The sequence below is a fragment of the Micromonospora nigra genome (assembly GCF_900091585.1).
Taxonomy (GTDB): Bacteria; Actinomycetota; Actinomycetes; order Mycobacteriales; family Micromonosporaceae; genus Micromonospora; species Micromonospora nigra.
The window spans coordinates 2,842,998-2,869,256 of sequence record NZ_FMHT01000003.1 but is presented as its reverse complement, the minus strand read 5'-3'; the positions used below and the strand labels follow the sequence as shown (position 1 = coordinate 2,869,256).

The 26,259-nt window shown below is 73.2% G+C and carries 25 protein-coding genes, 1 tRNA gene and 1 pseudogene; 15 read left to right on the top strand and 12 right to left on the bottom strand.

Annotation, left to right across the window (positions count from 1 at the left end; translation table 11 throughout):
• Nucleotides 1-76 precede the first annotated feature (76 nt).
• Nucleotides 77-901 carry a hypothetical protein gene (locus GA0070616_RS12065; protein ID WP_091080998.1) on the bottom strand — a complete coding sequence of 275 codons (825 nt, stop codon included), beginning with the start codon at nt 899-901 and terminating at the stop codon, nt 77-79.
• A gap of 84 nt (nt 902-985) precedes the next feature.
• On the opposite strand from GA0070616_RS12065, the gene GA0070616_RS12060 reads away from it, so the two are divergent.
• Entirely contained in the window at nt 986-1,516 is a 531-nt protein-coding gene (locus tag GA0070616_RS12060) for a peptidylprolyl isomerase (RefSeq protein WP_091080995.1), read from the top strand.
• Nucleotides 1,517-1,572: 56 nt separating this feature from the next.
• Nucleotides 1,573-2,481 (top strand): rhomboid family intramembrane serine protease, encoded by a 909-nt coding sequence (locus GA0070616_RS12055; protein WP_091080992.1) that lies wholly within the window; start codon nt 1,573-1,575, stop codon nt 2,479-2,481.
• Between the two features lie 103 nt (nt 2,482-2,584).
• On the opposite strand, the gene GA0070616_RS12050 is transcribed toward GA0070616_RS12055, so the two are convergent.
• The gene (locus GA0070616_RS12050) at nt 2,585-3,016 is read right to left on the bottom strand and encodes a PH domain-containing protein (protein ID WP_245712740.1); all 432 of its coding nucleotides are present in this window, start codon (nt 3,014-3,016) and stop codon (nt 2,585-2,587) included.
• Between the two features lie 87 nt (nt 3,017-3,103).
• Here GA0070616_RS12050 and GA0070616_RS12045 point away from each other — a divergent pair, with 87 nt between their 5' ends.
• From GA0070616_RS12045 to GA0070616_RS12025, 5 genes are all read left to right on the top strand, one after another.
• Complete coding sequence (locus tag GA0070616_RS12045) at nt 3,104-4,273, top strand: thiolase family protein (RefSeq protein ID WP_091080988.1); 1,170 nt, start codon at nt 3,104-3,106, stop codon at nt 4,271-4,273.
• Between the two features lie 179 nt (nt 4,274-4,452).
• Complete coding sequence (locus GA0070616_RS12040) at nt 4,453-4,965, top strand: hypothetical protein (protein WP_091080984.1); 513 nt, start codon at nt 4,453-4,455, stop codon at nt 4,963-4,965.
• Between the two features lie 69 nt (nt 4,966-5,034).
• Nucleotides 5,035-5,727, top strand: a complete 693-nt coding sequence (locus tag GA0070616_RS12035) for a response regulator transcription factor (protein ID WP_091080981.1) — start codon at nt 5,035-5,037, stop codon at nt 5,725-5,727.
• A gap of 223 nt (nt 5,728-5,950) precedes the next feature.
• Complete coding sequence (locus GA0070616_RS12030; protein ID WP_091090564.1) at nt 5,951-7,318, top strand: sensor histidine kinase; 1,368 nt, start codon at nt 5,951-5,953, stop codon at nt 7,316-7,318.
• A gap of 77 nt (nt 7,319-7,395) precedes the next feature.
• Entirely contained in the window at nt 7,396-8,001 is a 606-nt protein-coding gene (locus GA0070616_RS12025; RefSeq protein WP_091080977.1) for a hypothetical protein, read from the top strand.
• Nucleotides 8,002-8,043: 42 nt separating this feature from the next.
• On the opposite strand, the gene GA0070616_RS12020 is transcribed toward GA0070616_RS12025, so the two are convergent.
• Complete coding sequence (locus GA0070616_RS12020; protein ID WP_245712739.1) at nt 8,044-10,455, bottom strand: collagen-like domain-containing protein; 2,412 nt, start codon at nt 10,453-10,455, stop codon at nt 8,044-8,046.
• A gap of 124 nt (nt 10,456-10,579) precedes the next feature.
• Here GA0070616_RS12020 and GA0070616_RS12015 point away from each other — a divergent pair, with 124 nt between their 5' ends.
• Nucleotides 10,580-11,287 (top strand): glycosyltransferase family 2 protein, encoded by a 708-nt coding sequence (locus GA0070616_RS12015; protein ID WP_091090561.1) that lies wholly within the window; start codon nt 10,580-10,582, stop codon nt 11,285-11,287.
• A 115-nt stretch (nt 11,288-11,402) separates the two neighbouring features.
• Here GA0070616_RS12015 and GA0070616_RS12010 read toward each other — a convergent pair whose 3' ends face one another.
• The gene (locus GA0070616_RS12010; protein ID WP_091090558.1) at nt 11,403-12,293 is read right to left on the bottom strand and encodes a transketolase family protein; all 891 of its coding nucleotides are present in this window, start codon (nt 12,291-12,293) and stop codon (nt 11,403-11,405) included.
• Nucleotides 12,294-12,295: 2 nt separating this feature from the next.
• Nucleotides 12,296-13,035: pseudogene (locus GA0070616_RS12005) on the bottom strand (transketolase).
• Between the two features lie 47 nt (nt 13,036-13,082).
• Between GA0070616_RS12005 and soxR the strand changes: the two are divergent.
• Nucleotides 13,083-13,529, top strand: coding sequence for a redox-sensitive transcriptional activator SoxR (gene soxR / locus GA0070616_RS12000; RefSeq protein ID WP_091080970.1), 447 nt, complete (start codon nt 13,083-13,085; stop codon nt 13,527-13,529).
• Between the two features lie 72 nt (nt 13,530-13,601).
• Here soxR and GA0070616_RS11995 read toward each other — a convergent pair whose 3' ends face one another.
• Nucleotides 13,602-14,579, bottom strand: coding sequence for an NAD(P)H-quinone oxidoreductase (locus GA0070616_RS11995; protein WP_091080967.1), 978 nt, complete (start codon nt 14,577-14,579; stop codon nt 13,602-13,604).
• Between the two features lie 219 nt (nt 14,580-14,798).
• Between GA0070616_RS11995 and GA0070616_RS11990 the strand changes: the two genes are divergently transcribed.
• Nucleotides 14,799-14,885: transfer RNA gene (locus GA0070616_RS11990), tRNA-Ser, on the top strand.
• Nucleotides 14,886-15,130: 245 nt separating this feature from the next.
• Here GA0070616_RS11990 and GA0070616_RS28735 read toward each other — a convergent pair.
• Together GA0070616_RS28735 and GA0070616_RS11980 are read right to left on the bottom strand one after the other, a co-directional pair.
• The gene (locus tag GA0070616_RS28735) at nt 15,131-15,673 is read right to left on the bottom strand and encodes a DUF6036 family nucleotidyltransferase (protein WP_091080964.1); all 543 of its coding nucleotides are present in this window, start codon (nt 15,671-15,673) and stop codon (nt 15,131-15,133) included.
• Entirely contained in the window at nt 15,670-16,176 is a 507-nt protein-coding gene (locus tag GA0070616_RS11980) for a helix-turn-helix domain-containing protein (RefSeq protein ID WP_091080961.1), read from the bottom strand. Before GA0070616_RS11980 ends, GA0070616_RS28735 begins: the two co-directional genes overlap by 4 nt.
• 226 nt (nt 16,177-16,402) lie before the next feature.
• Between GA0070616_RS11980 and GA0070616_RS11975 the strand changes: the two genes are divergently transcribed.
• Entirely contained in the window at nt 16,403-16,936 is a 534-nt protein-coding gene (locus tag GA0070616_RS11975) for a YbhB/YbcL family Raf kinase inhibitor-like protein (protein ID WP_091080957.1), read from the top strand.
• A gap of 127 nt (nt 16,937-17,063) precedes the next feature.
• Here GA0070616_RS11975 and GA0070616_RS11970 read toward each other — a convergent pair whose 3' ends face one another.
• Nucleotides 17,064-17,774, bottom strand: coding sequence for a class I SAM-dependent methyltransferase (locus GA0070616_RS11970; protein WP_091080953.1), 711 nt, complete (start codon nt 17,772-17,774; stop codon nt 17,064-17,066).
• 210 nt (nt 17,775-17,984) lie between these two features.
• Here GA0070616_RS11970 and GA0070616_RS11965 point away from each other — a divergent pair, with 210 nt between their 5' ends.
• Nucleotides 17,985-19,859: a hypothetical protein gene (locus GA0070616_RS11965; RefSeq protein ID WP_425412940.1), complete on the top strand. Its 1,875-nt coding sequence runs from the start codon at nt 17,985-17,987 to the stop codon at nt 19,857-19,859.
• 83 nt (nt 19,860-19,942) lie between these two features.
• On the opposite strand, the gene GA0070616_RS11960 is transcribed toward GA0070616_RS11965, so the two are convergent.
• Nucleotides 19,943-20,737, bottom strand: a complete 795-nt coding sequence (locus GA0070616_RS11960) for a hypothetical protein (RefSeq protein ID WP_425412939.1) — start codon at nt 20,735-20,737, stop codon at nt 19,943-19,945.
• A gap of 263 nt (nt 20,738-21,000) precedes the next feature.
• Between GA0070616_RS11960 and GA0070616_RS11955 the strand changes: the two genes are divergently transcribed.
• Nucleotides 21,001-22,515, top strand: coding sequence for a peptide deformylase (locus GA0070616_RS11955; protein WP_091080946.1), 1,515 nt, complete (start codon nt 21,001-21,003; stop codon nt 22,513-22,515).
• A gap of 206 nt (nt 22,516-22,721) precedes the next feature.
• Here the strand turns inward: GA0070616_RS11955 and GA0070616_RS11950 are convergent, their stop codons facing one another.
• Entirely contained in the window at nt 22,722-23,840 is a 1,119-nt protein-coding gene (locus tag GA0070616_RS11950; RefSeq protein WP_091080942.1) for a globin domain-containing protein, read from the bottom strand.
• A 281-nt stretch (nt 23,841-24,121) separates the two neighbouring features.
• On the opposite strand from GA0070616_RS11950, the gene GA0070616_RS11945 reads away from it, so the two are divergent.
• Nucleotides 24,122-24,892: a CPBP family intramembrane glutamic endopeptidase gene (locus GA0070616_RS11945; protein ID WP_091080939.1), complete on the top strand. Its 771-nt coding sequence runs from the start codon at nt 24,122-24,124 to the stop codon at nt 24,890-24,892.
• Here the strand turns inward: GA0070616_RS11945 and GA0070616_RS11940 are convergent.
• The gene (locus GA0070616_RS11940; RefSeq protein WP_245712737.1) at nt 24,853-25,539 is read right to left on the bottom strand and encodes a hypothetical protein; all 687 of its coding nucleotides are present in this window, start codon (nt 25,537-25,539) and stop codon (nt 24,853-24,855) included. The two genes, GA0070616_RS11945 and GA0070616_RS11940, sit on opposite strands and share 40 nt — an antisense overlap.
• Before the next feature lie 310 nt (nt 25,540-25,849).
• Between GA0070616_RS11940 and GA0070616_RS11935 the strand changes: the two genes are divergently transcribed.
• The gene (locus GA0070616_RS11935; protein ID WP_091080934.1) at nt 25,850-26,131 is read left to right on the top strand and encodes a hypothetical protein; all 282 of its coding nucleotides are present in this window, start codon (nt 25,850-25,852) and stop codon (nt 26,129-26,131) included.
• Nucleotides 26,132-26,259 lie beyond the last annotated feature (128 nt).

Genomic DNA, 26,259 nt, shown 5'->3' with positions numbered 1-26,259 from the left:
TCACCGGGGGCCGTAACGACAGGATCGCCGGAGGGTGGGGCGTTGCGGGGCGCGGGGGGCGGTGGGGTGGGCAGGCTCAGTGGCGGCCGTTGGACTTGGCGGTGTCCTTGCCGAGGGCCTTGGTCAGGTCGTCGTCCGGACGGCCCGAGGTGTCCGTGGCACCCTCGGCGACCGACGGCACCTGACCCGTGGGGGTGATCTTCGGCTCGGCCGAGGTCGCGGTGGTGGTGGAGGCGCTGTCGCCGCCGACCACCGCCGAACTGCCCGCAGCCGTCGAACCCGCAGCCGTCGAACCCGCAGCCGTCGAACCCGTCGCCGGGTTGGTGCCCCGCGAGGGTGCGGTCCGCACCTCGATGGTCTCGACGTCGTCGTGCATCGGCTCGAGGGTGCTGGTGGGGTCGTACTCGGCCCACTCCTGCTGCTCGCGGCGACGCCGCAGCGCCATCGCGCCGACCACGCCGGCCACGGCGCCCGCGGCCAGCAGCCCGGTCATCATCGACCCGCGACGGCGGGTCTTCCGCTTCTTCATGTTCTTCGCCTTCATCTTCTTCGCGACCGCGGCCCGCTTCGCCGCGGTGGCCTTGCGCCCGGCGACCGCCTTGCCCGCCGCCTCGGCCTGCGCGTGGCGAACAGCCAGGGCCAGCGGAGCCAGCGTGGCGGCCGTCGAGGCGAGGCCGCTGGACGCGCGGTCGCGGACCATGACGGCGGTCGGCGCCACCGCGCCCCGGGCCGCGTGGACCCGCGGGCCGACCGTGGCGCCCGCACCCTTCGCCGCGTGCGCGGCAGCCTGCCTCAGGTGACCGATTCCCTGGTTCAGCTCGATCTTCGCCAGTTGCCCCCGGGTCTTGCGCCGCCCGATTCCAAACACGGTCCCACCTCCTGGGAGTTGTTCCTTCGTCATCCTCCACCTTCGGATGCCTCCGCATGTCCAGATCGGGCACATGGGAGGATCCGCATGGAACTGACCGACAAGTGAGGAGTACCCGTGGCCGAGGCTGTCTACGCCACCTTGCACACCAACGCCGGCCCGATCCGGCTGGAGCTCTTCCCGAACCACGCGCCGAAGACCGTCCGCAACTTCGTCGACCTGGCCGAGGGCAACCGGGAGTACACCGACCCGCGTACGGGCCAGCCGGGCAGCGGGCCGTACTACGACGGCACCATCTCGCACCGGGTGATCAGCGGCTTCATGGTCCAGATGGGTGACCCGACGGGCACCGGCCGTGGCGGCCCGGGCTACACGTTCGCCGACGAGTTCCACCCGGAGCTGCGCTTCGACCGGCCGTACCTGCTGGCCATGGCCAACGCCGGGCCGGGCACCAACGGCTCGCAGTTCTTCATCACGGTGTCCCCGACGCCGCACCTGAACAACCGGCACACCATCTTCGGCCAGGTCGCCGACGAGCAGTCGGCGAAGGTCGTCGACTCGATCGCGAACACCCCGACCGGTCCGAGCGACCGGCCGCTGCAGGACGTGGTGATCGAGCGAGTCGAGATCGAGCGCCAGGGTTCCTGATCGCAACGAGGTACCTTTGCTCGCATGACTGAGCGCTCGGGTGCCACGGACCGGTCGTGAACGAGTCCCCACCCACCACCCCGGCCTGCTACCGCCACCCCGACCGGGAGACCTACGTCCGGTGCACCCGTTGTGACCGGCCGATCTGCCCGGACTGCATGCGGGACGCCGCCGTCGGCTTCCAGTGCCCGGAGTGCGTGGCGGAGGGACGACGCAGCGTGCGGCCGGCGCGTACCGCCTTCGGGGGCGGTGCCGCCGGCCGACACGGCTACGTGACCAAGGCGCTGATCGCGCTGAACCTGCTGGTGATGTTGGTCTCCATCGGCAGCGACCGGGGCGGGGACGCGGCGGCCGGCGGGGCCGGCTTCGGCGGCCTGCTGGGTGGCGGCACCCCGCTGACCGCCTGGGGCGCCGTCTATGCGATCAGCCCGCCGGGCTACCTGCCGATGGGCATCGCCAACGGCGAGTGGTACCGCCTGGTGACGGCGATGTTCCTGCACTACGGCCTGCTGCACCTGCTGCTGAACATGTGGGCGCTGTGGGTGCTCGGCCGGTCGTTGGAGGCCAGCCTCGGCAGGCTGCGGTTCCTGGGGCTCTATCTGCTCGCCGGCCTCGGTGGCAACGTCGCCGCGTACGCGTTCAGCCACCCGCAGGCCGCCACCGTGGGTGCCTCCACCGCCGTCTTCGGCCTGTTCGCCGCGCTGATCATCATCGAACGCAAGATGGGGCGGGACATCTCACAGGTCATCCCCATCCTGGTGATCAACCTGATCTTCACGTTCACCGTGCCGGGCATCTCCGTGCCGGGTCACCTGGGCGGCATGCTGATCGGCGGCGCGATGGCGCTGGTGCTCGCGTACGCCCCCCGGTCGCACCGCACCCGGGTGCAGGTGGCCGGCGGCGCGGTGCTCCTGCTGTTGCTGCTCGGGCTCGCCGTGGTGCGTACCGCCGCCCTGCTCACCTGACGCGCCGCCGCGCTTGCCCGCGCCCACGCGCTTGCCGTGCCGCCGCGCTTGCCGTGCCGCCGCGTCGGCACAGCCGGCTCCGCGGTGGCAGGCAGCGCGGCTGTCAGCCGGTGGCGGGGCGGGCGGCGCGCACCGCCTCGGCCACCTCGGCGGGCTCCGCCCCGAGGTCGTTGCGGCTCAGCAGGTGCAGCGTCTCGCCGGCGTCGATCTCCAGCACCTCGCCGGCCAGGCCCCGGCCGGACCGGCGGGTGACGTCGACCGACTCGACCGTGCGCCACGGCAGCCGCTGGTACGTCGACCAGCCCTTGAGCACGGTGACGCCCTCGTCGTCCACGCCGAGCCGCACCGGGGCCACCCAGTCGCGAACCGCCCAGCCGAGCAGGACGGCGGCGGCCGTCGCCGCGAGCACCGGCCGGACCAGGTCGCCCTGGGCGAACAGCACCCCCAGCCCGACCAGGGCGACCGCGCCGATCGTCTTCAGCACCGGCAGCGCCGGCCGTACCCGCCACTGGCGTGGGGAGGTCTCCTCGTGCACGCCACCAGCATGCCAGTGCCCCTCGATGCGGACGAGGGGCCGGCGGCGACGTAGGATCGGGCAAGCCCAGGTTACCGGGGAGTAGACATGAGTGACGCGGTTATCGTCGGTGCGGTACGGACCCCGGTCGGACGGCGCAAGGGCAGCCTGGCCGGCGTACATCCGGTTGATCTTTCGGCGCACGTGCTGCGTGCCCTCGCCGAACGCACCGGGATCGACCCGGCCCAGGTGGACGACGTGGTCTGGGGCTGCGTCTCCCAGGTCGGCGAGCAGTCGTGGAACATCGCCCGCAACGGGGTGCTCGCCGCCGGGTGGCCCGAGTCGGTGCCCGGCACCACCGTCGACCGGCAGTGCGGCTCCAGCCAGCAGGCCCTGCACTTCGCCGCCGCCACCGTGCTCTCCGGCCAGGCCGACCTGGTGGTCGCCGGTGGCGTCGAGTCGATGACCCGGGTGCCGATGGGCTCCAGCGTGGCCGACGGCATGCCGTTCAGCGACCAGATCCTGGCCCGCTACCGGGGCGTCGAGGGTGTCGCGGAGGGCTCCCCGCTGCCGTTCAACCAGGGCGTCGGCGCGGAGCTGATCGCCGCCCGCTGGCGCTTCTCCCGCACCCAACTCGACGAATTCGCCCTGGCCAGCCACGAGAAGGCGGCAGCCGCACAGGACGCGGGGGCGTTCGAGGCGGAGATCGCGCCGGTCGCGCTGGGCGACGGCGAGTTCGCCGCCGACGAGGGGATCCGGCGGGAGACCTCCCTGGAGAAGCTAGCCGAACTGGCGACGCCCTTCCGCCCCGACGGGGTGGTGACCGCCGGTTCGGCGTCGCAGATCTCCGACGGCGCGGCGGCGCTGGCCGTCACCACCAGCGACTGGGCCAGCCGGCACGGACTGCGCCCGCTGGCCCGCGTGCACACCGCCGTGGTCGCCGCCGACGACCCGGTCGCCATGCTCACCGCGCCGATCCCGGCCACCGCGAAGGCGCTGCGTCGCGCGGGGCTGGGCATCGAGGAGATCGGGGTGTACGAGGTGAACGAGGCGTTCGCCCCCGTACCCCTGGCGTGGCTGGCGGAGACCGAGGCGGACCCGGAGCGGCTCAACCCGCGCGGCGGTGCCATCGCGCTCGGGCACCCCCTCGGGGCGTCCGGTGCCCGGATCATGACCACCATGTTGGCCCACATGCGCGACAACGGCATCCGCTACGGGCTCCAGACCATGTGCGAGGGCGGCGGCATGGCCAACGCCACGATCGTCGAGCTGCTCTGACGATCTCGTCGTCCGGTGGGCGGCGCGCACGGCGGTTCGTCGAGCCGCGCTGACCGGGCGGGCCGAGGCGGCGCCCGCCCCGGCCCGCTGCCACACCGACGGTGCGATCCGCGAGTGGAACATGCAGAAAGCAGGGCGCGGCCCACGTCACCGTCCGGACGCGGTTCGTTGGGCAGGACATGGACGTGTTCTCCCGAACGTTCCTCCCCGCCGCCACCGAGGCCGGCATCGCGGTGCAGACGGCGAGCCGGCACATGCCGGTGTTCCGCCGCTGCGTGGGTTCCGGCGACGCGACGATCCTGGTCACCCGGTGCGGACGCCCCGACCGGCCGATGTCCGGGGAATACCTGCTGCTGCTCACCCACCGTCGGCTCGTCGTGACCCGACAGACCCGGGTGCTGCACCGGCTCCGGCTGCACCTCAACACCGAGCTTCGCGAGCTGAGCCACGTCACCTGGAGCCCCGACCCCCGGCTGCACCGCGTCGAGCTGGCGGCGACCGCGATCGACGGCATCCGCGAGCGCTTCGTCATCCGTACCCGCCACCCGAAGCAGGTGTGGCAGCTCGACACCCTGCTGAACCACGCCTTCCGTACCCGGCTGCGCAGCCCCCGGGAGCGGGTGGTCGCCACCGTGGGCGACCTTCCCGACGTCGCCGGCCCCGCCGTGCTGCACCCCGCGATCGCCCGCTGACGGCACCCTTACCGAACCCGAACACGATCCACCCGGCGAGGTGTCCCGCCGGTCGGCCATCATGGGCCGGTGACCGTCGACGCCCCGCCGCGCGGGCTCGTCCTCGTGGTGGAGGACGAGCCGGCCATCGCCGACCTCGTCCGGCTGTATCTGGCCCGGGACGGGTTCGGTGTGCACACCGAGGCCGACGGCGCGGCCGGTCTGGCGGCGGCGAGACGGCTGCGTCCGGTGGCCTGCGTCCTGGACATCGCGCTGCCCGGCCTGCCCGGTACCGAGGTGTGCCGGAGACTGCGCGAGGCCGGCGACTGGACGCCGGTCATCTTCCTCACCGCCCGCGACGACGAGGTGGACCGCATCGTCGGCCTGGAGCTGGGCGCGGACGACTACGTCACCAAGCCGTTCAGCCCCCGGGAGCTGGTCGCGCGGGTACGCGCGGTGCTGCGCCGCACCGCCGGCCCACCCGACGGCCTGGCCCGCCCCCGGGTCCTCGGTCGGGTGACCCTCGACCCGGCCCGCCGGACGGTCGCCGTCGACGGTGCCCCGGTGCAGCTGACCTCCACCGAGTTCGACCTGCTGGCCCACCTGATGGCGCGGCCCGGCCGGGTGTTCACCCGCGAGGAGCTGCTCGCCGGGGCGTGGGGGTACGCCGCCCACGCCGGCACCCGCACCGTCGACGTGCACGTCGCGCAGGTGCGCGCCAAGCTGGGCCCGGCCAGCGTGATCCGCACCCATCGGGGCGTCGGGTACGCCGCCGATGCCTGAGCCCCGACCGCCCGGCCCGTCACCGGCCGACCCGCCACCGCCCGGCCCGCCACCGCCCGGCCCCGGACCGCTCGGCCCGCCACCGTCCGGCCCGCCACCGTCCGGCCCGTCACCGTCCGGCCCGTCACCGTCCGGGCCGCCACCGTCCGGCCCGTCACCGTCCGGGCCGCCGCCGCCCGGATCCGGAGCGCTCGGACCGCCGCCGCGCCGGCCCGGCGGGACGCTGACCGCCCGCGCGGTGCTGGTCACCTGCGCGGTCGCCCTGGTGTCGGTGCTGGTCACCGCGCTGGTCGCGGTGCCGTTGTCGGTGCGCGGCGCGGAACGGCGCGACCAGGAGGCACTGGCCGCGCAGGCCCGGCTGGCCGCCGACGTGCTACGGGTACGGCGGCAGCGGGTCCAGGACGCGGCCGGCGAACGACTGGTCCGCCAGCTCCGCGAGCAGCAGGACATCACCGTGCACATGATCGTCGCCGGTACGCCGAACCGGCCCGGACTGCCCCGGTCGGTCGTCAACCGGGTCGCCCAGGGCCGCAACGTCTCCGGTGTGCGGCTCGTCGACGGGCAACGGTCCCTGGTCGAGGGCCGGGCCCTGCCCGGCGGCAACGGCGTGGTGCTGACCCGACCCGCCGGCAGTGGCGTGTGGCGACAGGTGCTGCGCAGCCTGTGGCTGGCGTTGCTGGCAGGGCTCGCCGCCGGGCTGGTCGCCGGGCTGCTGCTCGCCCGCCGGCTGGCCCGCCCGATCCGGCAGGCCGCCACCGCCGCCGCCCGGCTGCGGGCCGGGGACCGCACCGTGCGGGTGCCCGTCGAGCCGCCCGACGAGGTGGCCGACCTGGCGGACGCCCTCAACGGCCTGGCCGCCGCGCTGGCCACCAGCGAGGGACGGCAGCGGGAGTTCCTGCTGTCCGTCTCGCACGAGTTGCGGACCCCGTTGACCGCGATCCGCGGGTACGCCGAGGCGCTCGCCGACGGAGTGGTGGAACCGGCCGCCACCGCCGACACGGGCCGGACGATGCTGGCCGAGGCGCAACACCTGGACCGCCTGGTCAGCGACCTGCTGGCGTTGGCCCGCCTGGAGGCGGTCGACTTCCCGCTGGAGCCCGCGCAGGTCGACCTGGCCCGGCTCGCCGTCGACGCGCAACGGACCTGGGCCGACCGGTGCGCGGCCCTGGGGGTGCTGTTCCGCGTGGAACTGCCCAGCGGTCCGGTGCCGGCGTACACGGACCCGGGCCGGATCCGGCAGGTGGTCGACGGGCTGCTGGAGAACGCGCTGCGGGTCGTACCCCCGGGAGCGGCGGTGGTGCTCGCGGCCCGGCCGGCCGGCGCGGACCCGGCCGCCGGCGGGGTCCTGGAGGTCCGCGACGGCGGGCCCGGCTTCACCGACGACGACCTGGCGGTGGCCTTCGAACGCGGGGCCCTGCACCAGCGGTACCGGGGGGTGCGGAAGGTGGGCAGCGGCCTGGGTCTGGCGCTGGCGGCCGGGCTGGTCCGGCGGCTCGGCGGCCGGATCGCCGTCGGGCACGCACCGGAGGGCGGGGCGGCGTTCACCGTCCTGCTGCCCGCGCATCCTTACCCGATCCGAACACGGGCCTGACCCCGCGCCCACCCGCCTGCCCGACGCTGGTGGCACGTCGCCGGTGTCCCGGCGTCCCACCGACGAGAGGGAAAGTCATGCCACGTCACGGATTCGTCGTCACGCTGCTCGCGGCGGTGGCGCTGGTCGCCGCAGGATGCGGCCCGGCCCAGGTCGCCCAGGACACGGCGCAGGAGGCCGCGGTGGAGGTGGCCGCCGCGATGGGCGTCGAGGGGCAGGCCCTCGCGGCGCTGGGCGTCGACCCCGTGGACCTGGACCCGGCGGAGCCCGCGCCGGCGGACGGCACGCCCACGTCGGCCGACGGCACGCCTGCGCCGGCTGGTGCCGAGCCGCGTCGCGGGGAGCGCGCAGAGGAGTGGCGCAAGCGTCGGGCGGCCCGGGTGCTGCTGCGGCGCAACGCCCTGCACGGCGAGGTCGTCGTGCAGACCAGGGACGGGGGGACCAGGACCGTCGCCGTCCAGCGGGGTGAGGTGACGGCCGTCGACGGCGATTCGGTGACCGTGAAGTCGGCCGACGGTTTCACCATGACCTGGACGTTCGGGGACGGCCTGCGGGTCGTCGAACGACGCAGCACGATCCAGCCGAAGGACGTGGCGGTCGGCACCACCGTCGGGGTGGCCGGTGCCAAGGAGGGCGACACCGGCGTGGCCCGGCTCATCGTGGTGCCGCGCAGGCAGGACTGACCGTGGGATCGGGTCCCCGTCGCGTGACGGGGGCCCGACCGGTCACCGCTGCGGCGGCAGGGCGTAGCCCACGTACGAGCGGAACTCCAGCCGCCAGCCGGGCGGCACCAGGTTCGCGCAGGTCTTGCGGGAACCCGTGCAGACGATCGCGTCCACCGAAGCCGGGTCGGCACCCGGCCGCTCCGGCAACACCGACTCCAGCGCCACCAGGTCGGGCGACCCGCCGTCGGTGCCGCGCAGCAGCAGCCACCAGGGGTACTCCCAGTTGTCGTTCTGCTGCACCAGACCGATCCGCCGGGCGTCCGTCGCGCCGACCGCATCCGCCGCCCACCGGAACTCCGCCGCCCACTGTGGGCGACGCAGGAACCGGGTGTCCCACTCCGACGTGGTGAACACCGAGCCGGCACCCACCAGCCGGCGCGGGAAACCGTAGGAGATCGCCAGCACGCCGGCCAGCGCGCACGTGGCCAGCACCGTGACGGCCAGCACCACGGCCACCGACCGTCGGCCGTCGCCGGGCGCGCGGTCGGCCCGGCGGCGGAACAGCGCGTCCAGCCACAGACCCGCCAGCGGTACGGCCAACGCCAGCGCGTACAGCAGCAACCGGTTGCCCCACGGCTGCCACTTGATCATCGCGGTGTGCAGCACCACCGCGGTGACCACCACCATCGTGTACGCCCGCAGCGGGCCCGCGCCCGACGGGCTGACCCGGGACGGACGGGCGAGCGCCACGACGGCCCCGACCAGCGCCAGCCCACCGGCGAGCGGGAAGGCCACCCGGTCCTCGTCGGGGTACCAGGCCGGCTCGGGGAACTTCTCCCGACCGAAGGTGATCTCGCGGTCCTGGGGGTCCACCCCGAGCAGCCCCGCCACCGCGACGATGGCCTCCGCTCCCGCCCGGCGCAGCGGCGCCAGCGGGGTGTCGAAGGCGGTGTGCCCGATCCGCAGGGCGTTCACCAGCACCGAAGCCGGGTCGTGCCGCTCCATCGGCACCGACTCCCGCAGTCGGGGCGGGCCGAGGGGGTGCCCGAACTCGGCGGTCACCCGGGCCAGGAACGGGCCGACGACCGTCGCCGCGACCAGCAGGATCAGCCCGGAGGCGACGACGGTACGGGCCACCCGGGGGGCGACCGCCCGCCGGGCCGCGTACGCCAGCCTGAGCTGGGCCAGGCCCCAGAGCACCAGCAGGGGGCCGACGGCGATCAGGCCGCTGGTCTTGGTGACCGCGGTCAGCCCGGTGGCCGCGCCCAGGCCGAGCAGGGTGCCGATCCCGCTCCGCCGACCCAGGCCGTCCAGCACCAGCGTCGCGGCGCACGCCACCCACGCCGCGCACACCAGGTCGGTCTGGGTGCTGGTGGCCTGGAGGGTGACCATCGGCGTGGTCGCCAGCACGAAGGCGGTGAGCAGTTGTGCCCGCCGCCCGCCACCGAGCTGGGCGGTGATCCGGGTGGCGACCAGCAGCAGCCCGACCCCGGCGGCCCACTGCACCAGATTGTGCAGCGCGTCGCCGCCGGTGAGCAGGCGCAGGTGCAGCAACAGGTACTCCGCGCCCGGCGGAATGGTCACCTGACGGTGGATCGCGGTGGCCCAGAACTCCAGGTCACCCTGCGCCACCCACCGCTCGACCTTCGGCAGGTGGTAGGTCTGCGAGTCGAAGTTGTTCGGCTCGGCCAGCAGCGCGACCAGCAACTCCACCAGCAGCAGCCCGCCGACGGTTCCGGCCAGCAGCCGTTCGCCCCGGCTGGCCGTACGCCAGAACCGCAGCAGGCGGGCCGACCAGCCGGCGGCCGGCGACGGGTCGCCCCCGGGCGAGGGCCGGCCCGCCCGGCTGGCGTCGCCCGGCCGGCGCTGCCTCGGCACCCGGCCGCCCACCGCCGCGTCACCCCCGCTGTCGTCCCCGCCGGCCGTCAGGGTCGCCGGATGCCCCGCGCCCGTGCGGGAAGCGTCGCGCCACTGCCCGGAGGCCGGGTCCGCTGTGGAACCCGGACCCGTGCGGGCCGGGCCGGGCCGGTCGCCGTCGCCGACCGGGCCGGTGAACCCGCTCCGGTCGGCCGGTCCGGTCACGCCGGTGACCAGGACCCGGTCGACCGGTTCCCCGACAGCGGCCGGGACGGTACCGGGTCGGCCGGCCGGACCGGGGTCCGTCCGGTGCGGCACGTCCGCGTCGACCGCTCGGGACCGGGCCCGGTCCCGCCGCAGCCGGCGGGACGCGGCCGTGCCGGCGGCGGCGAGGACGAGCAGCCAGACGACGGCGAACGCGGGCAGGGTGAGCCAGCCGAGCGCGCCCAGCGCCTCCACGGTGAACACCGCGACGGCCCCGGTGACCAGCGCGGCGCGGGTGACCGCGAGTCGACGCGGCGCGACCACGCCCCCGGCGGTTGGTCGCAGCGCGACGGAGAACAGGACGACGGTGGCGACGGGAGCCAGGGCGAGCAGATAGCCGGCGGCCGACATGGCCGGAAGTAAACACCATCAACCTGACAGCCGTGTCATCGATCTCCGTCGGCGGCCGGCACCGCTTGGCTGAGCTGCCAGGCTAGGCTAGGGACGACGTGTCACCGCCACCGTGGAGATTCCCGTGAAGCTGTCGATCCTCATGCCGGTCTACAACGAGGAAGAACTCATCGCGGATGCCCTCAAGCAGGCCCTGGCGGTCGAATACCCGTGCGAGATCGAGCTCGTCGTCGTCGACGACGGCAGCCGGGACGGCACCGGCGAGATCCTCGGCCGGGCCGACGACGCCCGACTGCGGGTGGTCACCCACCAGCGCAACGCCGGCAAGGGCGCGGCGATCAAGACGGCGGTCGCCAGTGCCCAGGGCGAGTACATGGTGATTCTGGACGCCGACCTGGAGTACGACCCGCAGGACATCCCCAAGCTGCTCGCCCCGGTGCTCGACGGGCGCGCCGACGTCGTCTACGGCAACCGCACCTTCGGCAGCCACAGCGCGTACAGCTTCTGGTATGTGATCGGCAACAAGGGCGTCACGATGGCAGCGAACGTGCTGTTCAACTCCTACATCGGTGACCTGGAGACCTGCTTCAAGCTGATGCCGGTCGCGCTCTACCGCTCCCTCGACATCCGCTCCCGCGGGTTCGGCATGGAGGCCGAGGTGACCGGCAAGCTGCTGCGCCGCCGGATCCGGCCCTACGAGGTGCCGATCAGCTACCGCGCCCGGGGCCGCGAGGAGGGCAAGAAGATCACCTGGAAGGACGGCGTCGAGGCGCTGTGGATCCTGGGCCGCGAGCGCGCTCGCCGCCGTCCCGTAGGCAACCCGCCCCGCTGACCCCACCAGGGCGCCCGACCCTCCGGCCCGGCGGGTCGGTGGTGCCGGGCCGGCAGGTCAGGGGTGCTGGCCCCCGGCGGGTCAGGGGTGCCCGGTCTTCGGCTCGCTGAGCGGGTCAGACGGGCACCGGGGCCAGGAACGCCGACACCGATCGACGCAGCCCCGCCGGATCCAGCCCGTGCCAGCGCGTGTGGTCATCGGCGGAGCCGTAGCGGCGTAGCTCCTCCCGACCGACGCCCAGCGCCAACAGTCGGTGCGACCGGTCGGCCAGCGCCGCCCCGACCACCCGGGCGGACGTCCCCGCCAGGTACGGCTCCACCAGGATCACCTCGGTGCCGGCGAGCGCCCGCAGGCCGGCGGTGTCGAACGGCCGGGGTCGGTGGGTGTACGCCACGGTCACCGGCAGGTCGGCCACCGCCGCGAGAGCCGCGTCCAGCGTCGGGCCGACCGCGACCAGCAGAGGTGCGCCCGGTCCGGCGTCGCGGAGCACCCGCAGCGTGCCGTCGCCGCCGTACGGCCGCGCGTTGTGCAGCGTCGACAGCCGCAGGTACGCCGACGAGTCGACGGCCACGGCGGCGCGCAGCAGGTCGGGCACCTCGGCCGGGTGCCCCGGCACGTGCACGGTCCAGCCGGACAGGGTGTCGATCAGGGCGACGTCGGCCGGGGCGAGGTGGGTGCGTCCCGCGGCGGCCCGGTCGTACGACGCGCCGATGCCGACCAGCACCGCCCCGACCGCCTGGTGGTCGAGGTCGAGCTTGATCTGCTCGTACGCCCGCTCGACCAGGAACGGGGCGTAGCTGTGCACGATCGGGCGCAGCCCGGTCAGGGCCAGCCCGCCGGCCACTCCGACCATCAGCTGTTCCCGGATGCCGACGTTGAGCACCCGGTCGGGGTGCCGTACGGCGGCGGGGGCGAAGGCGTCGGCGGAGATGTCGGCGAGCACCAGCGCGGTGCGCGGGTCCTCGGCCAGCAGGTCGGTGGTGGTGTCGACGAAGGCGTCTCGCACGGTCACTCCCCGCCGTCGACGACCGCGACGACGACGTGCGGCCGGTGGTTGTCGTGCCCGGTCAGTGCGGTGTGCAGGGCGGCGTGGTCGCGGCCGTCGACGGTGGCGGAGGTCCATCCGTTGACCGTGAACCGGCTGTCCGCCCCGCCGGGCCAGCCATGGGTGGCGGACGAGTTGTCGACCACGATGGCGGTCAGGTTGGCCAGGCCGGTCGCCCCCGCGTACGCGATGGCCTCGTGGTTGGATCCCTCGTCCAGTTCGGCGTCGCCGAGCAGCACGTACACCCGGGGTTCGAGCAGGCCCTGGGCGCGGAGGCCGAGGGCCGTGCCGACGCCCAGCCCGAGGCCGTGCCCCAGCGAGCCGGAGCCGATCTCCACGCCGGGCACGAGTGTCCGGTCGGGGTGGTCGCCGAGCCGGCTGTCGGGCCCGCCCTGGTCGTCGAGCCAGTCGGGTGGGAAGAAGCCCTTCGCGGCGAGCACGGCGTAGTACCCGGCAACGGCGTGGCCCTTGGACAGCAGGAACCGGTCGCGGTCGGGGTCGTCGACTCCGGCGGGGGTGACGCGCAGGACGCGGTCGTAGAGCACCCGGAGCACGTCGACCGTGGAGTAGACGTTGGCCCCGAACTCCCGGCCGGCCCGACCCGCTCCAGCAGGGGGTCGACGGCGAGGGACGTACCGGGGTGGCGGCCGTCGAGCGGGGCGGCGGCCTCGGCGGTCCTGGCGGTGGTGGCGAGTGTGGTCATGCCACTAGCCTGCAAGTTAAAGTCAACTTTAACTCAAGGCAGGTGTGATGCAGGATTCACTGACGATCGGCCAGTTGTCCGACCGCAGCGGGGTGACGGCCTCCGCACTGCGCTACTACGAACAGCTCGGACTGATCCACGCCGAACGCACCGGCGGCAACCAGCGCCGCTACGCCCGCAGTGAGCTGCGTCGGGTCGCCTTCATCCGGATCTCCCAGCAGGTCGGCATCTCGCTGGACGACATCCGCGAGGCCCTCGACTCGCTGCCCACCTCACGCAGCCCGACCGCCGAGGAGTGGACGCGACTCTCCACCGCCTGGCGGGAGCGGCTGGACGAGAAGATCCGCCTGCTCGGCCGGCTCCGCGACGACCTCGACGGCTGCATCGGCTGCGGTTGCCTGTCGTTGCGGCGCTGCACCCTCGCCAATCCGGACGACTCCCTGGCCACCGAGGGCCCCGGGGCCCGGCTCACCCTCCCCGGGCCAGCACAGTGACCGGATCAGGGCTGCCGGGGCCGTCGCGTCGCCGTGGCCGGTGCGCCGCCGACCCCCGTGCGGGGTGCGGCCTCAGCTGACGGTGAGCAGCACCTTGCCGACGTGCTCGTTGGCCCCGACCATTCGGTGCGCCTCGGCGGCCTGCGTGATGGGCAGTCGCCGGTCGACCACCGGGCGCACCCGACCCGCCTCGACCAGGGGCCACACCTCGTCGCGTACCCCACGTACGATCTCCGCCTTCTGCGCGGTCGGGCGGGACCGCAGGGCCGTCGCCGCGATCGTGCCCCGCTTGGCCAACAGCGCGCCCAGGTCCAGCTCGCCCCTGCGACCCCCCTGCATTCCGATCACCACCAGGCGACCGCCGGTGGCCAGCGCCGTCACGTTCCGCCCCAGGTACGACGCGCCCATGATGTCGAGTACGACGTCCGCGCCCCGGCCGTCGGTGACCCGGTGCACCTCCGCCACGAAATCCTGCTCCGTGTAGTCGATCAGGTGCCCGGCGCCCAGCTCGCGGAGCCGATCGTGCTTGGCGGCCCGCGCGGTGGCCAGCACGGTCGCGCCGAGTGCCGCGCCGAGCTGGATCGCGAAGGTGCCGATCCCGCTGCCGCCGCCGTGCACCAGCAGCGTCTCGCCCTCGCGCAGGCCGGCGAGCTGGACCACGTTCGACCAGACCGTGCAGGCGACCTCCGGCAGCGCGGCGGCGTCGACCACGTCGACGCCCGCCGGCACCGGCAGCAGTTGGCCGGCGGGCACGGCCACCCGCTCCGCGTAACCGCCACCGGCCAGCAGCGCGCAGACCTCGTCACCCACCTGCCAGCCGGTCACCCCGGGACCGGTCGCGCTCACCACTCCCGAGCACTCCAGCCCCGGGTACGCGGGCGCGCCCGGCGGCGGCGGGTAGTGCCCTTGACGTTGCAGCAGGTCGGCGCGGTTGATCGCAGTGGCCCGCACGGCGACGACCACCTCGCCCGACGCGGGCTCCGGGTCGGGCACCTCGGCCCAGACCAGTGCGTCGGGTCCGCCGGGCTCGGGAATCGTGATCGCGTGCATGGCTCAGTCATACCCCATCCACCGGAGGTGACGCGGCGCACCCGCCAATCCTCCACCTGCCACTGTGGACTGTCGCTGGTGCCGGTGGCCCAGGTCAGGGGAGCAGTCGGCCGGCACGGCCGTCCCGTGGACGGGACCGAGCGGGTGGCTCGACCGCGCTCTCGGCGGCCCGGCATGGCAGACTGGGGCACGGTCGCGCGTCATCGGGCGCGTGGTCCGGGAGGGTTCGCCTAGTGGCCGATGGCGCTGGTCTTGAAAACCGGTAAGGCAGCGATGTCTTCGTGGGTTCGAATCCCACACCCTCCGCCTTCTGGGCAGCAGAAACGCCGCTGACCAGCGCGCGAGCCGGTCAGGGGACGTTCAACAGTTCGCGAATCGACCTCACTTCGTCTCGCCCGGTGTCGTCGTGTCTCACGGGTCGTGTCGCATCCGTGTCGGCGTCATCCGGCGTTGTCGGCCTGGTCGTCGGTGTCCAACGCTGCCTCGTCCTGTCCGTCGATGCACGAGGCGCGGACCTTGAGCAGCACGGGCACGCTGTGCCCGGCTGCCCGTCAGGTCGCCGGCAGGTATCTGGCGATCCAGTCCCTGAGGCGTTTCAGCACCAGGGGATGGACGTCGACCATCTCGATCCGCTCGGCGACTGTTGCCGGGTCGACGAGTCCGGCTCGGATGAGCGCGTCGGCGAAGGCGTGGTCCTTCTCTCTGGCGGCCACCAGCTTGGACACGACACAGTCGTGTGGTTCGAGCGTGTAGCCGCGACCTGGTTGGGTGCTCTGGGACTCCACCAGAACCAAACGATCCCGCCACCCCTCGGGTAGTACCGCGGTCGACACGCTCACACCCTGGGCGTAGTAGCCATTCATCTCGTGAAACGGCGAGAACTCACCGATCGCACCATCGACCTGATCGGCCTTCCGGTCGTTCGGGTCGTTGAAGAATGCCACGTCGACCTCCATCGAGGCGGTGGCTTCCAGCGGAAGCCTGCTCTCCGGGATCGAGCCCAGCACCGACTGGCTGCCGATGACAAGGACGTCCGGGTCTCCGACGACCTGGCAAGCGGATCGCAGGACGTGTTCCAGTTGCTCGCGTCTCACGCCGCTCGTTCCCAGCCGCTACGGATGAACGAGTCAAGGACCTTCTTGCGCTGTGACTGGGACAGGACCCCAGCGAAGGGCGAGTTCTGTCGTAGCTCCACAGCCTCCGGATCTTCCGATGTCAGCATCCTCAGGACGGCGCCGATTCCCTCGTCGATCGTGTCCTGCCAGCGCTTCAGCCAGACCTCGGTCATGGTTTCCCGGTGCTGCCGCAGGAGCCGATCGAGATTCTGCCTCGCCTTGCCCAGCACCTCGTCCGGGTCGGTGACGAGCCTGCCTGCCACCGCCTGGTGCAGCCACAGCGACTTGAGTTGATCACGAGTCAGCTCCGGCCTGGGACGCAGCAGCGACTCGACATCGGTCCGCTCGATCCTCCGGTGCTTGCCGACCTTCACGAACGGCAGCTCTCCACGCTCGCAAAGGTTGACCACCTGCTGGCGCGACGATCCCAGGAGCCTTGCGGCCTGACCGGTCGTCAGAAGGTCTCCGCTCATCGTCGCCATAGTGCGAGCATGCGCTACAAACGCCAAAAACACAAACCGGTTGAGCGGCAAGTCACCCTCCGAGCTTCACGGCCCGGAGAACCGCGAGGCTGTCAGATCCTCGTGGGTTCTAATCCCACACCCTCCGCCTTCGACCAGCGCCTCGGGCGCTTCGGTGTCCGAGTGGCGGTCCGACGGGGTATGAAGGGGCGCAGAACGCCCACTCTCACCGGAAGGACCTGTCGCGATGACCTTGGAACGACCGATCGCCCCGGACCCGTACGAGCTGCTGCCGACCGTCTCCTCGTTCACGCTCACCAGCGACGACGTGCAGAACGGCGAGCCGATGGACGCCGCGTACGCGCACGGCAGCGTCGGTGGCGACAACGTCTCCCCGCACCTGGCCTGGTCGGGCTTCCCCGCGGAGACGAAGGGCTTCGTCGTGACCTGCTTCGACCCGGACGCGCCCACCGGCAGCGGGTTCTGGCACTGGGTGCTGGTGAACCTGCCGGTGGACGTGACGGAGTTGCCGCGCGGCGTGTCGGCCGACGACCTGCGGGTCGGGTTCACCGTGCGCAACGACTACGGCGAGCAGGGCTACGGTGGCGCCGCACCGCCGGCCGGTGACCGTCCTCATCGTTACGTCTTCGCGGTGCACGCCCTGGACGTCGACCGCCTCGACGTCACCCCGGACGCCACCCCGGCCTACGTGGGCTTCAATCTTGCCTTCCACACCCTGGCCCGCGCGGTGGTCCGACCCACGTTCCACGTGAAGGAATGACCTGCGGCGATCATGAGGTTGGCGGACGCCGGCATCGCCGTACGCGCCGTCAACCTCATGATCGCCAGCCCAGCCCAGCCCAGCCCAGCCCAGCCCAGCCCAGCCAGACCCAGAACCAGAGAGCGGGTCAGGAGGGGACGCGGGCGACCGCGAAGACGGACTGGCCGAACGGGGGGCGGACGCGCTGCTCCGCGGCCTTGGTCACCGGAAGGACCAGGGTGTCGTAGACCTTGACCATGGGCCCCTCCTTCGGCATCAGCCGGAAGACCTTGGTGGCCATGAAGTAGCCGATCAGGCCGAGCGCGTTCGCGTAGTGGATCTTCTCGACGGTGAGCCCGGCCTGGGTCATCGCGGTGCCCAGCGTCTTCTTCGTGTAGCGGCGGACGTGGCCGGTGGCGACGTCGGCCGGGCTCATCGCGAACTCGAACGCCGGCACGATGATGATCACCGCACCGCCGGGACGGACCAGTTCGCGCATGCTGCTCAGCGCGCCCACGTGGTCCTCGATGTGCTCCAGCACGTTGTACGACACGGCGGCGCTGTAGTCGCCCCGCTCGGTGTGCGGCAACAGCATCTGCCGCACGTCGATGCCCGGGTGGTCGGCCAGGCGCTCCTTGAGCTGCACCAGCCGGTCCGGGTCGGCCTCGGTGGCGGTGAACCGGGGGAACAGCTCGGCCCACTCCAGCGCGTAGTCGCCGAGGCCACTGCCGATCTCGATCGGGTTGTCACCGAGGTACGGCACGGCGAGCTCGACGAACCAGCGGCGGTGGTTCACTGCTGTCGCGAGGCCCTCCAGGACCTCCGACTGCACGCGCTGGTCCCCAGTGATTTCTGCCATGCGTCGATTCCTCACGATACGACTCGACCCGCGCCTGAACCGTCAGAGTGAACCATCCGCGCGTACGGCGGGAGAATCGGGGCACCGTGGTGGCCGAAATACGGTCGGGGCAGGGTACATGATCGGTGGTCAACAAACCCGGCACATACTACGCCAGTACCCCGAAACACGCCACGGCGGCATCTCCGGCTGACTACCCTGCGAATGGTCATGACTACTCCTGAATCGGGCCGCCCTGTCGCTGAGCCCGGGGCGGGAGGGTCGGCGGGCCGGTTCGGCCGGTGGCGCGGGTCCCGGCCCAGGTGGTGGGCGGACGCGGCGGCGGTGGCGAGCTTCGTGGCCCTCGGCTTCTGGGTCACCGCGCGCCTGTGGTGGCATCCGGGCCACGGGGTGCGGGACAACCCGACCGACATGGCGCAGTTCGAATGGATGATGGCCCACGGTGCGCGGGTGGTGACCGATTTCGCCTACCCGTTCGGCTCGGACCGGATGAACGTGCCGGACGGCGTCAATCTGATGGCCAACACCTCCGTGTTGTCGGTGTCATTGCCAATGACGCCCGTCACCCTGCTGTTCGGAACCCGGGCCGCCTTTCTCCTGTTCCTCACCCTCGGGATGATCGCGACGGCCACCGCCTGGTACTTCCTGATCTCCCGCGTACTCGGCCTCGCCCAGGGAGCCGCCTGGCTCGGCGCGACGTTCTGCGGGTACGCGCCGGCGATGGTCTCGCACGCCAACGCGCACCCGAACATCGTGTCGCAGTACGTCGTCCCGCTGATCATCTGGCGTACCCTGCGGCTCGGTGAGCCCGGCCGCTGGCTGCGCAACGGGCTGCTGCTGGCCCTGGTGATCGTCTGGCAGGCGTTCCTCAACCTGGAGATCCTGCTGATGACCGCGATCGGTCTGGGCGTGGTGGTCGGCGCGCTCGCCCTCGGCCGGCCCGCGCTGCGCCGCCGGGCGCGCCCCTTCCTCGCCGGCCTCGGGGTGGCCGCAGTCGTCGCCGGAGCGCTGCTGGCGTACCCGCTCTACGTGCAACTTCTCGGGCCCGGCGCCTACCACGGGCTGTCCCGGCTGATCCGGGGCTACTCGACCGACCTGGCCTCCTTCGTGGCGTACTCCCGGGAGTCCCTGGCCGGCGACGCGCGCGGCGCGGTGGGCCTGGCGAAGAACCCGACCGAGGAGAACGCCTTCTTCGGCTGGCCGCTGGTGCTGCTGGTGGCCGCCCTGGTCTGGTGGCTGCGCCGCAACGTGGTGGTGCTCGCCCTGGCGGCGCTGGGGATGATCTTCGCGGTGCTGTCCCTCGGTCGGGAGGTCCGCTTCGAGCGGCGGGCCACCGGGATCCCCGCCCCCTGGGCGGCGCTGGAGGACCTGCCGATCCTGCACTCCGTCGTGCCCACCCGGTGGGCGCTGGCGATCACCCCGATCATCGGGCTGCTGCTCGCTTACGGCGCGGAGCACATCCGTACGCTGGCCGCCCGGCACCCGGCGGCGCGACCGCAGATCCGGTTCGCCGCCGGAACGGTGTTCGCCATGGCCCTGGTGCCGCTGTTGCCCACTCCGCTGCCCACGAAGCCCCTCGATCCGGTGCCCGCGTTCGTCACCTCGGGGGCCTGGCGTCCGTACGTGGCCGGTGGGCGCAGCGTGGTCACCCTTCCGCTGCCCGACACCGACTACGCCGACCCGCTGCGCTGGTCCGCCCGTACCGGCCTGGAGATGCCGATCGCCCGTGGCTACTTCCTCGGCCCGGACACCCGGCCCGGCCGGGAGCGGGTCGCCCTGTTCGGCGCGACGCCCCGCCCGACCAGCGACTTCTTCACGACGATCCGCAAGACCGGGCAGGTGCCGCCGATCACCGCGCAGGCCCGCGCCGACGCGGTCGACGACCTGCGGTACTGGCGGGCGGGCGCGGTGGTGCTGGCCCGGCCCGAGGAGGTCGGGGCGCTGCCCCCGCACGAGCGGGCCGGGGCGCTGCGTTCGCACGAGCGGGCCGAGGCGCTGCGCCGGGGCATGACCGAGCTGGTGGGGATCACGCCCACCCGTACCGGCGGGGTGTGGCTCTGGGACGTGCGTGCCCTGAGCGACTGAGCGACGGGCGGGCGGTCAGGGCGGGCGGCACGGTTCCGCCGGCCCCGGACACACCCCGGAGGCCGGGCGGCGGCGCGGGGTGGTCAGGACGGGCGGACGCAGCAGCCCTGGCAGATCTTGGGGTTGGGCAGCGTGAAGGCCAGGCAACAGGTGCGGCGCTGCACGGTCGGCTCGCCGTTCGCGCCGGGCACCAGCTCCACCAGGTCGGCCAGGCCCAGCGCGCCGAGCAGGGTGTCCACCGCCTCGACCGCCGAACCGGGCAGCACGTCGGCGGCCCGCAGGACGCCGTGCGCGATCCCGGAGGCGACGGAGCCGAGCAGGGTGCGGGCACCGATGCGGACCTCGCCCTGGATCGTGCCCACCAGCGGGTTCAGGTGGGCGTCGAGGAGGCTGGCGCGCAGCGCGGCGAGCAGCGCCGCCTCGTCCGCGACGACCCGTACCTCGGGCAGGCCGGCCAGGGCCAGCGGGTCGGACGGGAGCACCGCCACCGGGGTGGACCGGCGCAGCCCCAGCGTCACCAGCGGTCGCGGATCGGAGAAGTGGATCAGCGTGTCGGCCGAGGTCAGCAGGGGAACCCGGCGGGCCGCGGCCCACCCCAGCACCGCCGGCAACGCGGCCCAGTAGCTGTACGCCTTCCACGCCAGCGCGGCGCAGGCGTGCGGAGTGCCCCGCCAGCGCCGCGCGGCCTCGTCGAGCAGCTGCGGCAGGCGGGTGCCGTCGATCAGCGCGGTGGCCGGCTCCCAGCCGAACTCGTCGGCCACCAGCAGGCCCGGCGCGAGGCCCGGCAGGTCGTCGGTGCCGAACATGCCGCGCAGTGCGTCGGTGACCGGGGCGAGCGGCGGTGCGGACATGTCGCGTGTCGGCAGTACCGCTGTCATCGGGCTCACCCCCTGTCCCGGGTCGGGTTGCGCAACTAAGGCTAGCCTAACCACACCGGGTGGGCCGGGGAAACCCCGCGACGGGTGCCAGTTGGAGAGCCGGATCACCCGCCCATGGCTGTTACCCCCCGCACGCGCTCGGAAACGGACCGGATTATCGACATCCGTCGCTGGTCGTCAAGTGTCGTGTCGGCAAGGTGCCAGATGTGTGCACGACCGGGTACCGAACGTGAAACTTGGTACTCCCGGCCATGAGGAAGCTGATGACGACCTCACCGCTCGATCGTGCCGCCGACTCCTTCGCCGCCGAACTCGCCCGGCACCGCACGGACAGGGGGTTGTCCAAGAAGCAGCTCGCCCACGAGATGGGCTTCGACCCGTCGTACGTCAGCCATGTCGAGGGCCGCCGCCACCGCCCCACCGAGGACTTCGCCCGCCGCGCCGAGGCCGTGCTGAAGGCCGGCGGCGCCATCTGGCAGCGCTTCCGGGAGTACGACGACCTGCGGCACGCCCGCAGCGACCGCAGCCACCGGGAACCACCCCTGCCGGGGCAGTGGATGCCACCCGGCACCGGGCTGATCGTCGAACGGGAAACCGCCACCCTCACCCACGTCGACGACGACTACCACTGCGTCATCCGGCGCGAGCTCTACAACGCCGGCACCGAACCCGTCACCCGCTACCTGGTCCGGGTCGCTGTCGACCGCTACCCCAGCGACCCCGGGCGCTCCAACCGGCACCACCGCGAACACCCGCTGACCTTCGCCGAACTGCACCTGCGCGCCCACCGCGAGGACGGCGGCGAACGCGAGGAGATGCACTGGCGGGCCAAGCACGACCGGGACGCCTTCAAGGAGATCTGGCTGCTGTTCGAGAACGCCGACCGCCGCTTCCCCCTCTACCCCGGGGACCGGGCCACCATCGAGTACGCGTACACGGTGGGGCGGGACAAGTGGGGGCCCTGGTTCCAGCGCGCGGTGCGCGTACCGACCCGGCACCTGTCCGTACGCCTGGACCTGCCGGCGGCGCTCGATCCACAGGTCTGGGGCGCGGAGACCTCACTCTCGGCGGAGGAGGGCCCGCTGCGCCGGGCCGTCGAGCGGCACGACGACGGCGACCGGGTGATCTTCGACTGGGCGACCGACGAACCACCCCTCAACGCCCGGTACCGCATGCAGTGGCGGTTCCGCGCCGAACCCGACACCGAACCTGACGCCGGCCACGTCCGCCCCAGCGACCGCATGCGCGGGATCGGGATCGTGCAGCGCGGCACCGACCTGCTGCGCCAGCCGGCCCGCCCGTTCGACCTGCCCCGTGAGGAGCCGGCCGCCCGGGAGATCGTCGACCGGCTCTGCACGTCGCTGGCCCGCCTCGACGAGCTGCATCCGTTCAGCAAGGGCGTCGGCATCGCCGCCCCGCAACTCGGCATCGGTCGGGCCGCCGCCGTGGTCCGCCCACCCGACCGGGCCGCCGAGCCGGTCGTGCTGCTCAACCCCCGCGTCGTCGACTCCTCCTGCGAGACCGACGAACAGTACGAGGGCTGCCTCTCCTTCTTCGACCACCGCGGACTGGTGCCCCGCCCCCTGCGCATCGACGTGGAACACGCCCAAGCCGACGGCAGCCGGGTGATTACCTCGTTCGAGTTCGGCATGGCCCGGCTCGTGGCACACGAGGTCGACCACCTGGAGGGGCGGCTCTACGTCGACCGGATGGCCCCCGGCGTGCCGCTGGTGCCGGTGGAGGAGTACCGCGAGACCGGCCACCCCTGGCGGTACTGACGACAGCCGCCTGTGGCGGTCCTGACGACCGGCCGCCTGGGGGGTCCTGACACCTGCGCCGAGCGGCGCGACCACGCCGCCCGGGTGGGAAACGACGGCCGGACGGACGTGGTCGCGCGGGGCGGTGCCGGGCCGCCCGATCGGGGGACCGGGGCGCGTGCCCCAGGGGGCAGGGGCACGCGCCCCGGTTCGGGGGGAGGAAAGCCTCAGAGATTTCCGAACGTGTCGTACCGGGTCTGCTGCGGCGGTACCCCGTCCTCCGCCAGCACCCGCAGGGTGGCCCGGACCATCCGCGCCGAACCGGAGACGTAACAGTCGTGCGTCGTCCACGGGCCGTAGCGGGCCACCACGTCCGAGATGTCGCCCAGTTCCCCGTCGAAGTCCGGGTCGTCGCTGCACGCCGGGGTGACCGACAGCCACGGGTGGGCGGCCACCAGCTCCCGCAACCCGTCCAGGCCGTACAGGTCCGCCTCGGCACGCGCGCCGTAGAACACGTGCACCCAGCGGGTCCGGTTGTAGCTGGCCAACTCCTCCACCAGGGCCTTGACCGGAGCCAGGCCGACACCGCCGGCCACACACAGGACGTCCCGCTCCGAGGAGCGGTCCAGCGTCATCGAACCCATCGGCGCGGCCACCCGCAGCAGGTCGCCCGGCTTCACCCGGCGCACCAGCGCCCCCGACACCCAGCCCGCCCCCGTCGGCGTACGCACGTGGAACTCCAGCACACCGTTGTCGTTCGGGGCGTTCGCCACCGAGTACGTCCGCCACACCCGAGGGTGGTAGCGGGGCACCTCCACGCTGACGTACTGACCCGCCCGCCACGACAGCGGATGCTGGAGAGCCTGCACGGTCAGCACGGCCGTGTCCGAACCGTACCGCTCGTGGGTCAGCACCTCGGCGTGCCAGAACGGCGGGTCGTCGTCCGCCGCCGCCCCGGCCAGCATCCGAATCGAGATCGCCGCGTACGCGTCCCGCCACGCCTGGTCGTACTCCAGGTTCCAGCCGTCCCCCGCGGTGCTGCGCAGCGCATCCAGCAGCGCCACGCCCATCGTCTCGTAGTGCCTCGCCTCCACGTGGTACTTGCGGTGGTCACGGCCCAGCGAGCGGAGGAACTCGTCGAAGCCCTCCGGGTCGTCGACGGTGTGGATCGCCGTGATGATCGCCTCCAGCAGCCGGTCGCCCTGCCCGGACATCTGCACCGGGAAGAGCTTGCGCAGCTCGGGGTCGAGCAGGAACAGCCGGGCGTAGAAGTGGCCGCTCAGCCGGTCCCGGTCCTCCTCGACCAGGGTCCAGCTCTCCTTCAAGAGCCGTGCGACGTCGCCCACGGGGTGCTCCTTCTCCTCACGGCGGATCGGGCTCCCATAGAATGTCCACGCAGCGTGCAGGCCGGTCGCACAGACTGTGCGATCGCACGTGAGGGGTGCTCGTCGCTGCCGCGTCGTCGGCCCCGGGATGCTCGTCCGCCGGCGGCGTGATGGCCCGCGTCACCACTGCGCCCGCGACGTGGTGGGCCTGCGATGTGTGGTGGGCCCGCGTCACCACTGCGCCCGCGACGAGGTCGACCCTGCGCGGCCGATGAGCCAGCGGCGTCGGGCACAGTGGTGCGGTGACCGTTGAGCTCACCCGCCCGGTGTCCCGCCGGACCCTCGGCACCGAGACGCTGCTCGTGCTCGGCCTGTCGCTCGGCCAGTCCGCCGTGTACGCGGCCGTGTCGATCATCGCCAAACTGACCGCCGAAGGGCCGCTGTCGGCGCAGACCGCCGCGTTGAACACCTCCCGGTCGGCCCGGCCCTACCTCGACCTCACCTATCAGCTGCTCGGCATCGCGTTCGCGCTACTGCCCGTGCTGCTCGCCGTACACCTGCTGGCGCGGGACCCCGGTGACCCGGCGCGGACCCTCGGCATGGACGCCCGGCGACCCGGCTCCGACCTGGTCCGGGGCGTCGGACTCGCGGCGCTGATCGGCCTGCCCGGCCTCGCGCTGTTCTGGGCCGCCGCGCAGCTCGGCGTCAACGCCAGCCTCGTGCCCGCCGCCCTGCCCGCCCTGTGGTGGACGGTGCCGGTGCTGATCCTCGCCGCCGTGCAGAACTCCCTGCTGGAAGAGGTGATCGTCGTCGGCTACCTGACCACCCGGCTGCGCCAGCTCCAGTGGCGGGTCGGCGCGATCGTCGCGACCAGCGCGTTGCTTCGCGCCTCCTACCACCTGTACCAGGGCTTCGGCGCCTTCGTCGGCAACGCGGTCATGGGCGTGGTGTTCAGTCTGTTCTACCTGCGGACCCGTCGGGTGATGCCGCTGGTCGTGGCGCACGCCGTGCTCGACATCTTCGCGTTCGTCGGCTACGCGCTCCTGCCGAGAGAGTGGTTCGACTGGCTCTGACCCGCCGGCCCTTCCCGATAGGCGGCGATCGCCCGCGCGGCGAGACGCTGCGCCGCCAGGGAGTCGCCGGCCGCCGCGGCGAGCAGCGCCGCGCCGGGCAGCAACCGGGACGCCAGCCGCAGCGCCAGCCACCCGCCCGCCTGCGCGGCCAGTGGCGTGGCCAGCCGCCAGGCCGCCTCCGCCGCCCGCGCCCACGGCTCCTCGCCCGGCCCGTCCGCTGACCGGGCCGCCTCCAGCGCCGCCCCCGCAACGACCGGGTCAGGATGCACCTGGGTCAGCACCAGGAGTTCCTCGGCGCGGTCCGGGTGGGTCGGATCCGTGCCGTAGGCGGCGGCCAGGTGCAGCACCAGGTTCGCCTGGGACCAGAGCACCGCCGTCAACTCGGCCACCGGGGCGAACACCCCGGCCAGCGCGGCGGCCGCCCCACCCGTGGCGGCCTGCCGGACGAACCGCCGGGTCGCCAGCCGGGCCAGGCCGTCACCGCCCGCGTCCGGGTACGTCTCCCGCAGCCGTCCCGCCCAGTCCGCCGCGCGTGGGCCGAGCCGGTCGACCGCCGCCATCGCCAGCAGCTCCGGAGCGAATCCGGGGTGGTCGAGCAGCCGCACGGTGAGCGCCCGCAACTCCCCGCCCCGGGTACGCGCCGACACCTGCCGCAGGTCGAGGTCGCTGTCACCCTCGGCGCTGATGGACGCTGCTGGTGCTGGTGCTGGTGCTGGTGCTGGTGCTGGTGCTGGTGCTGGTGCTGGTGCTGCCAGGGCCGGGTCGGCGGCGGCTGCCGGCGTGGCCGCCCGGGTGACCCTCTCGTCGGAGGGCGTCGCGTTCGAACCGGCTGCCGCCCGCTTGCTCCTCGTCTGCTTCGCGGCGGGAGCGGACTTGCGTGGCTTCACCCTCCCCGTGGTCTCAGATCCGTAGGCCGCTGACCCGGCGGTCGACGTGGAAGGCTCGTCCGGAACCGGGGTGGCAGAGGGCGTCGCGGCGGCACCCGTCTTCTTCCGCGCCGACTTCGGTGCCGCCGCCCGCTCGGCAGGTGCCTTCCGCGCGGTGCTCTTCGGGGTGGTGCTCTTCTGGGCGGTCCCCCTGCGTGTCGTGGCCTTCCGGGGGGTCGCCTCGCCGGTCGGCGATTCGGTGGCCGTGGTGGGCGTCGCAGGTTCACCGTCCGGGTCAGGTTCCGGCGGGTCGATGTGGGCAGCCGAGTGCTGCTCGTCCCCGCCGGGCTCGGGGGGCCGGGGCTCGCGCTGACGGGACGGGCCATCGGTCTGCGGCTCGGTGTCCGTGCCGGGTGACCCTCCGTCGCCGGTCGTGGTCGGACCGGTCGTGGTCGGAACAGCAGGCCGCGAGGACGCGCCCCGGGGAACCTGGCGGGGAGC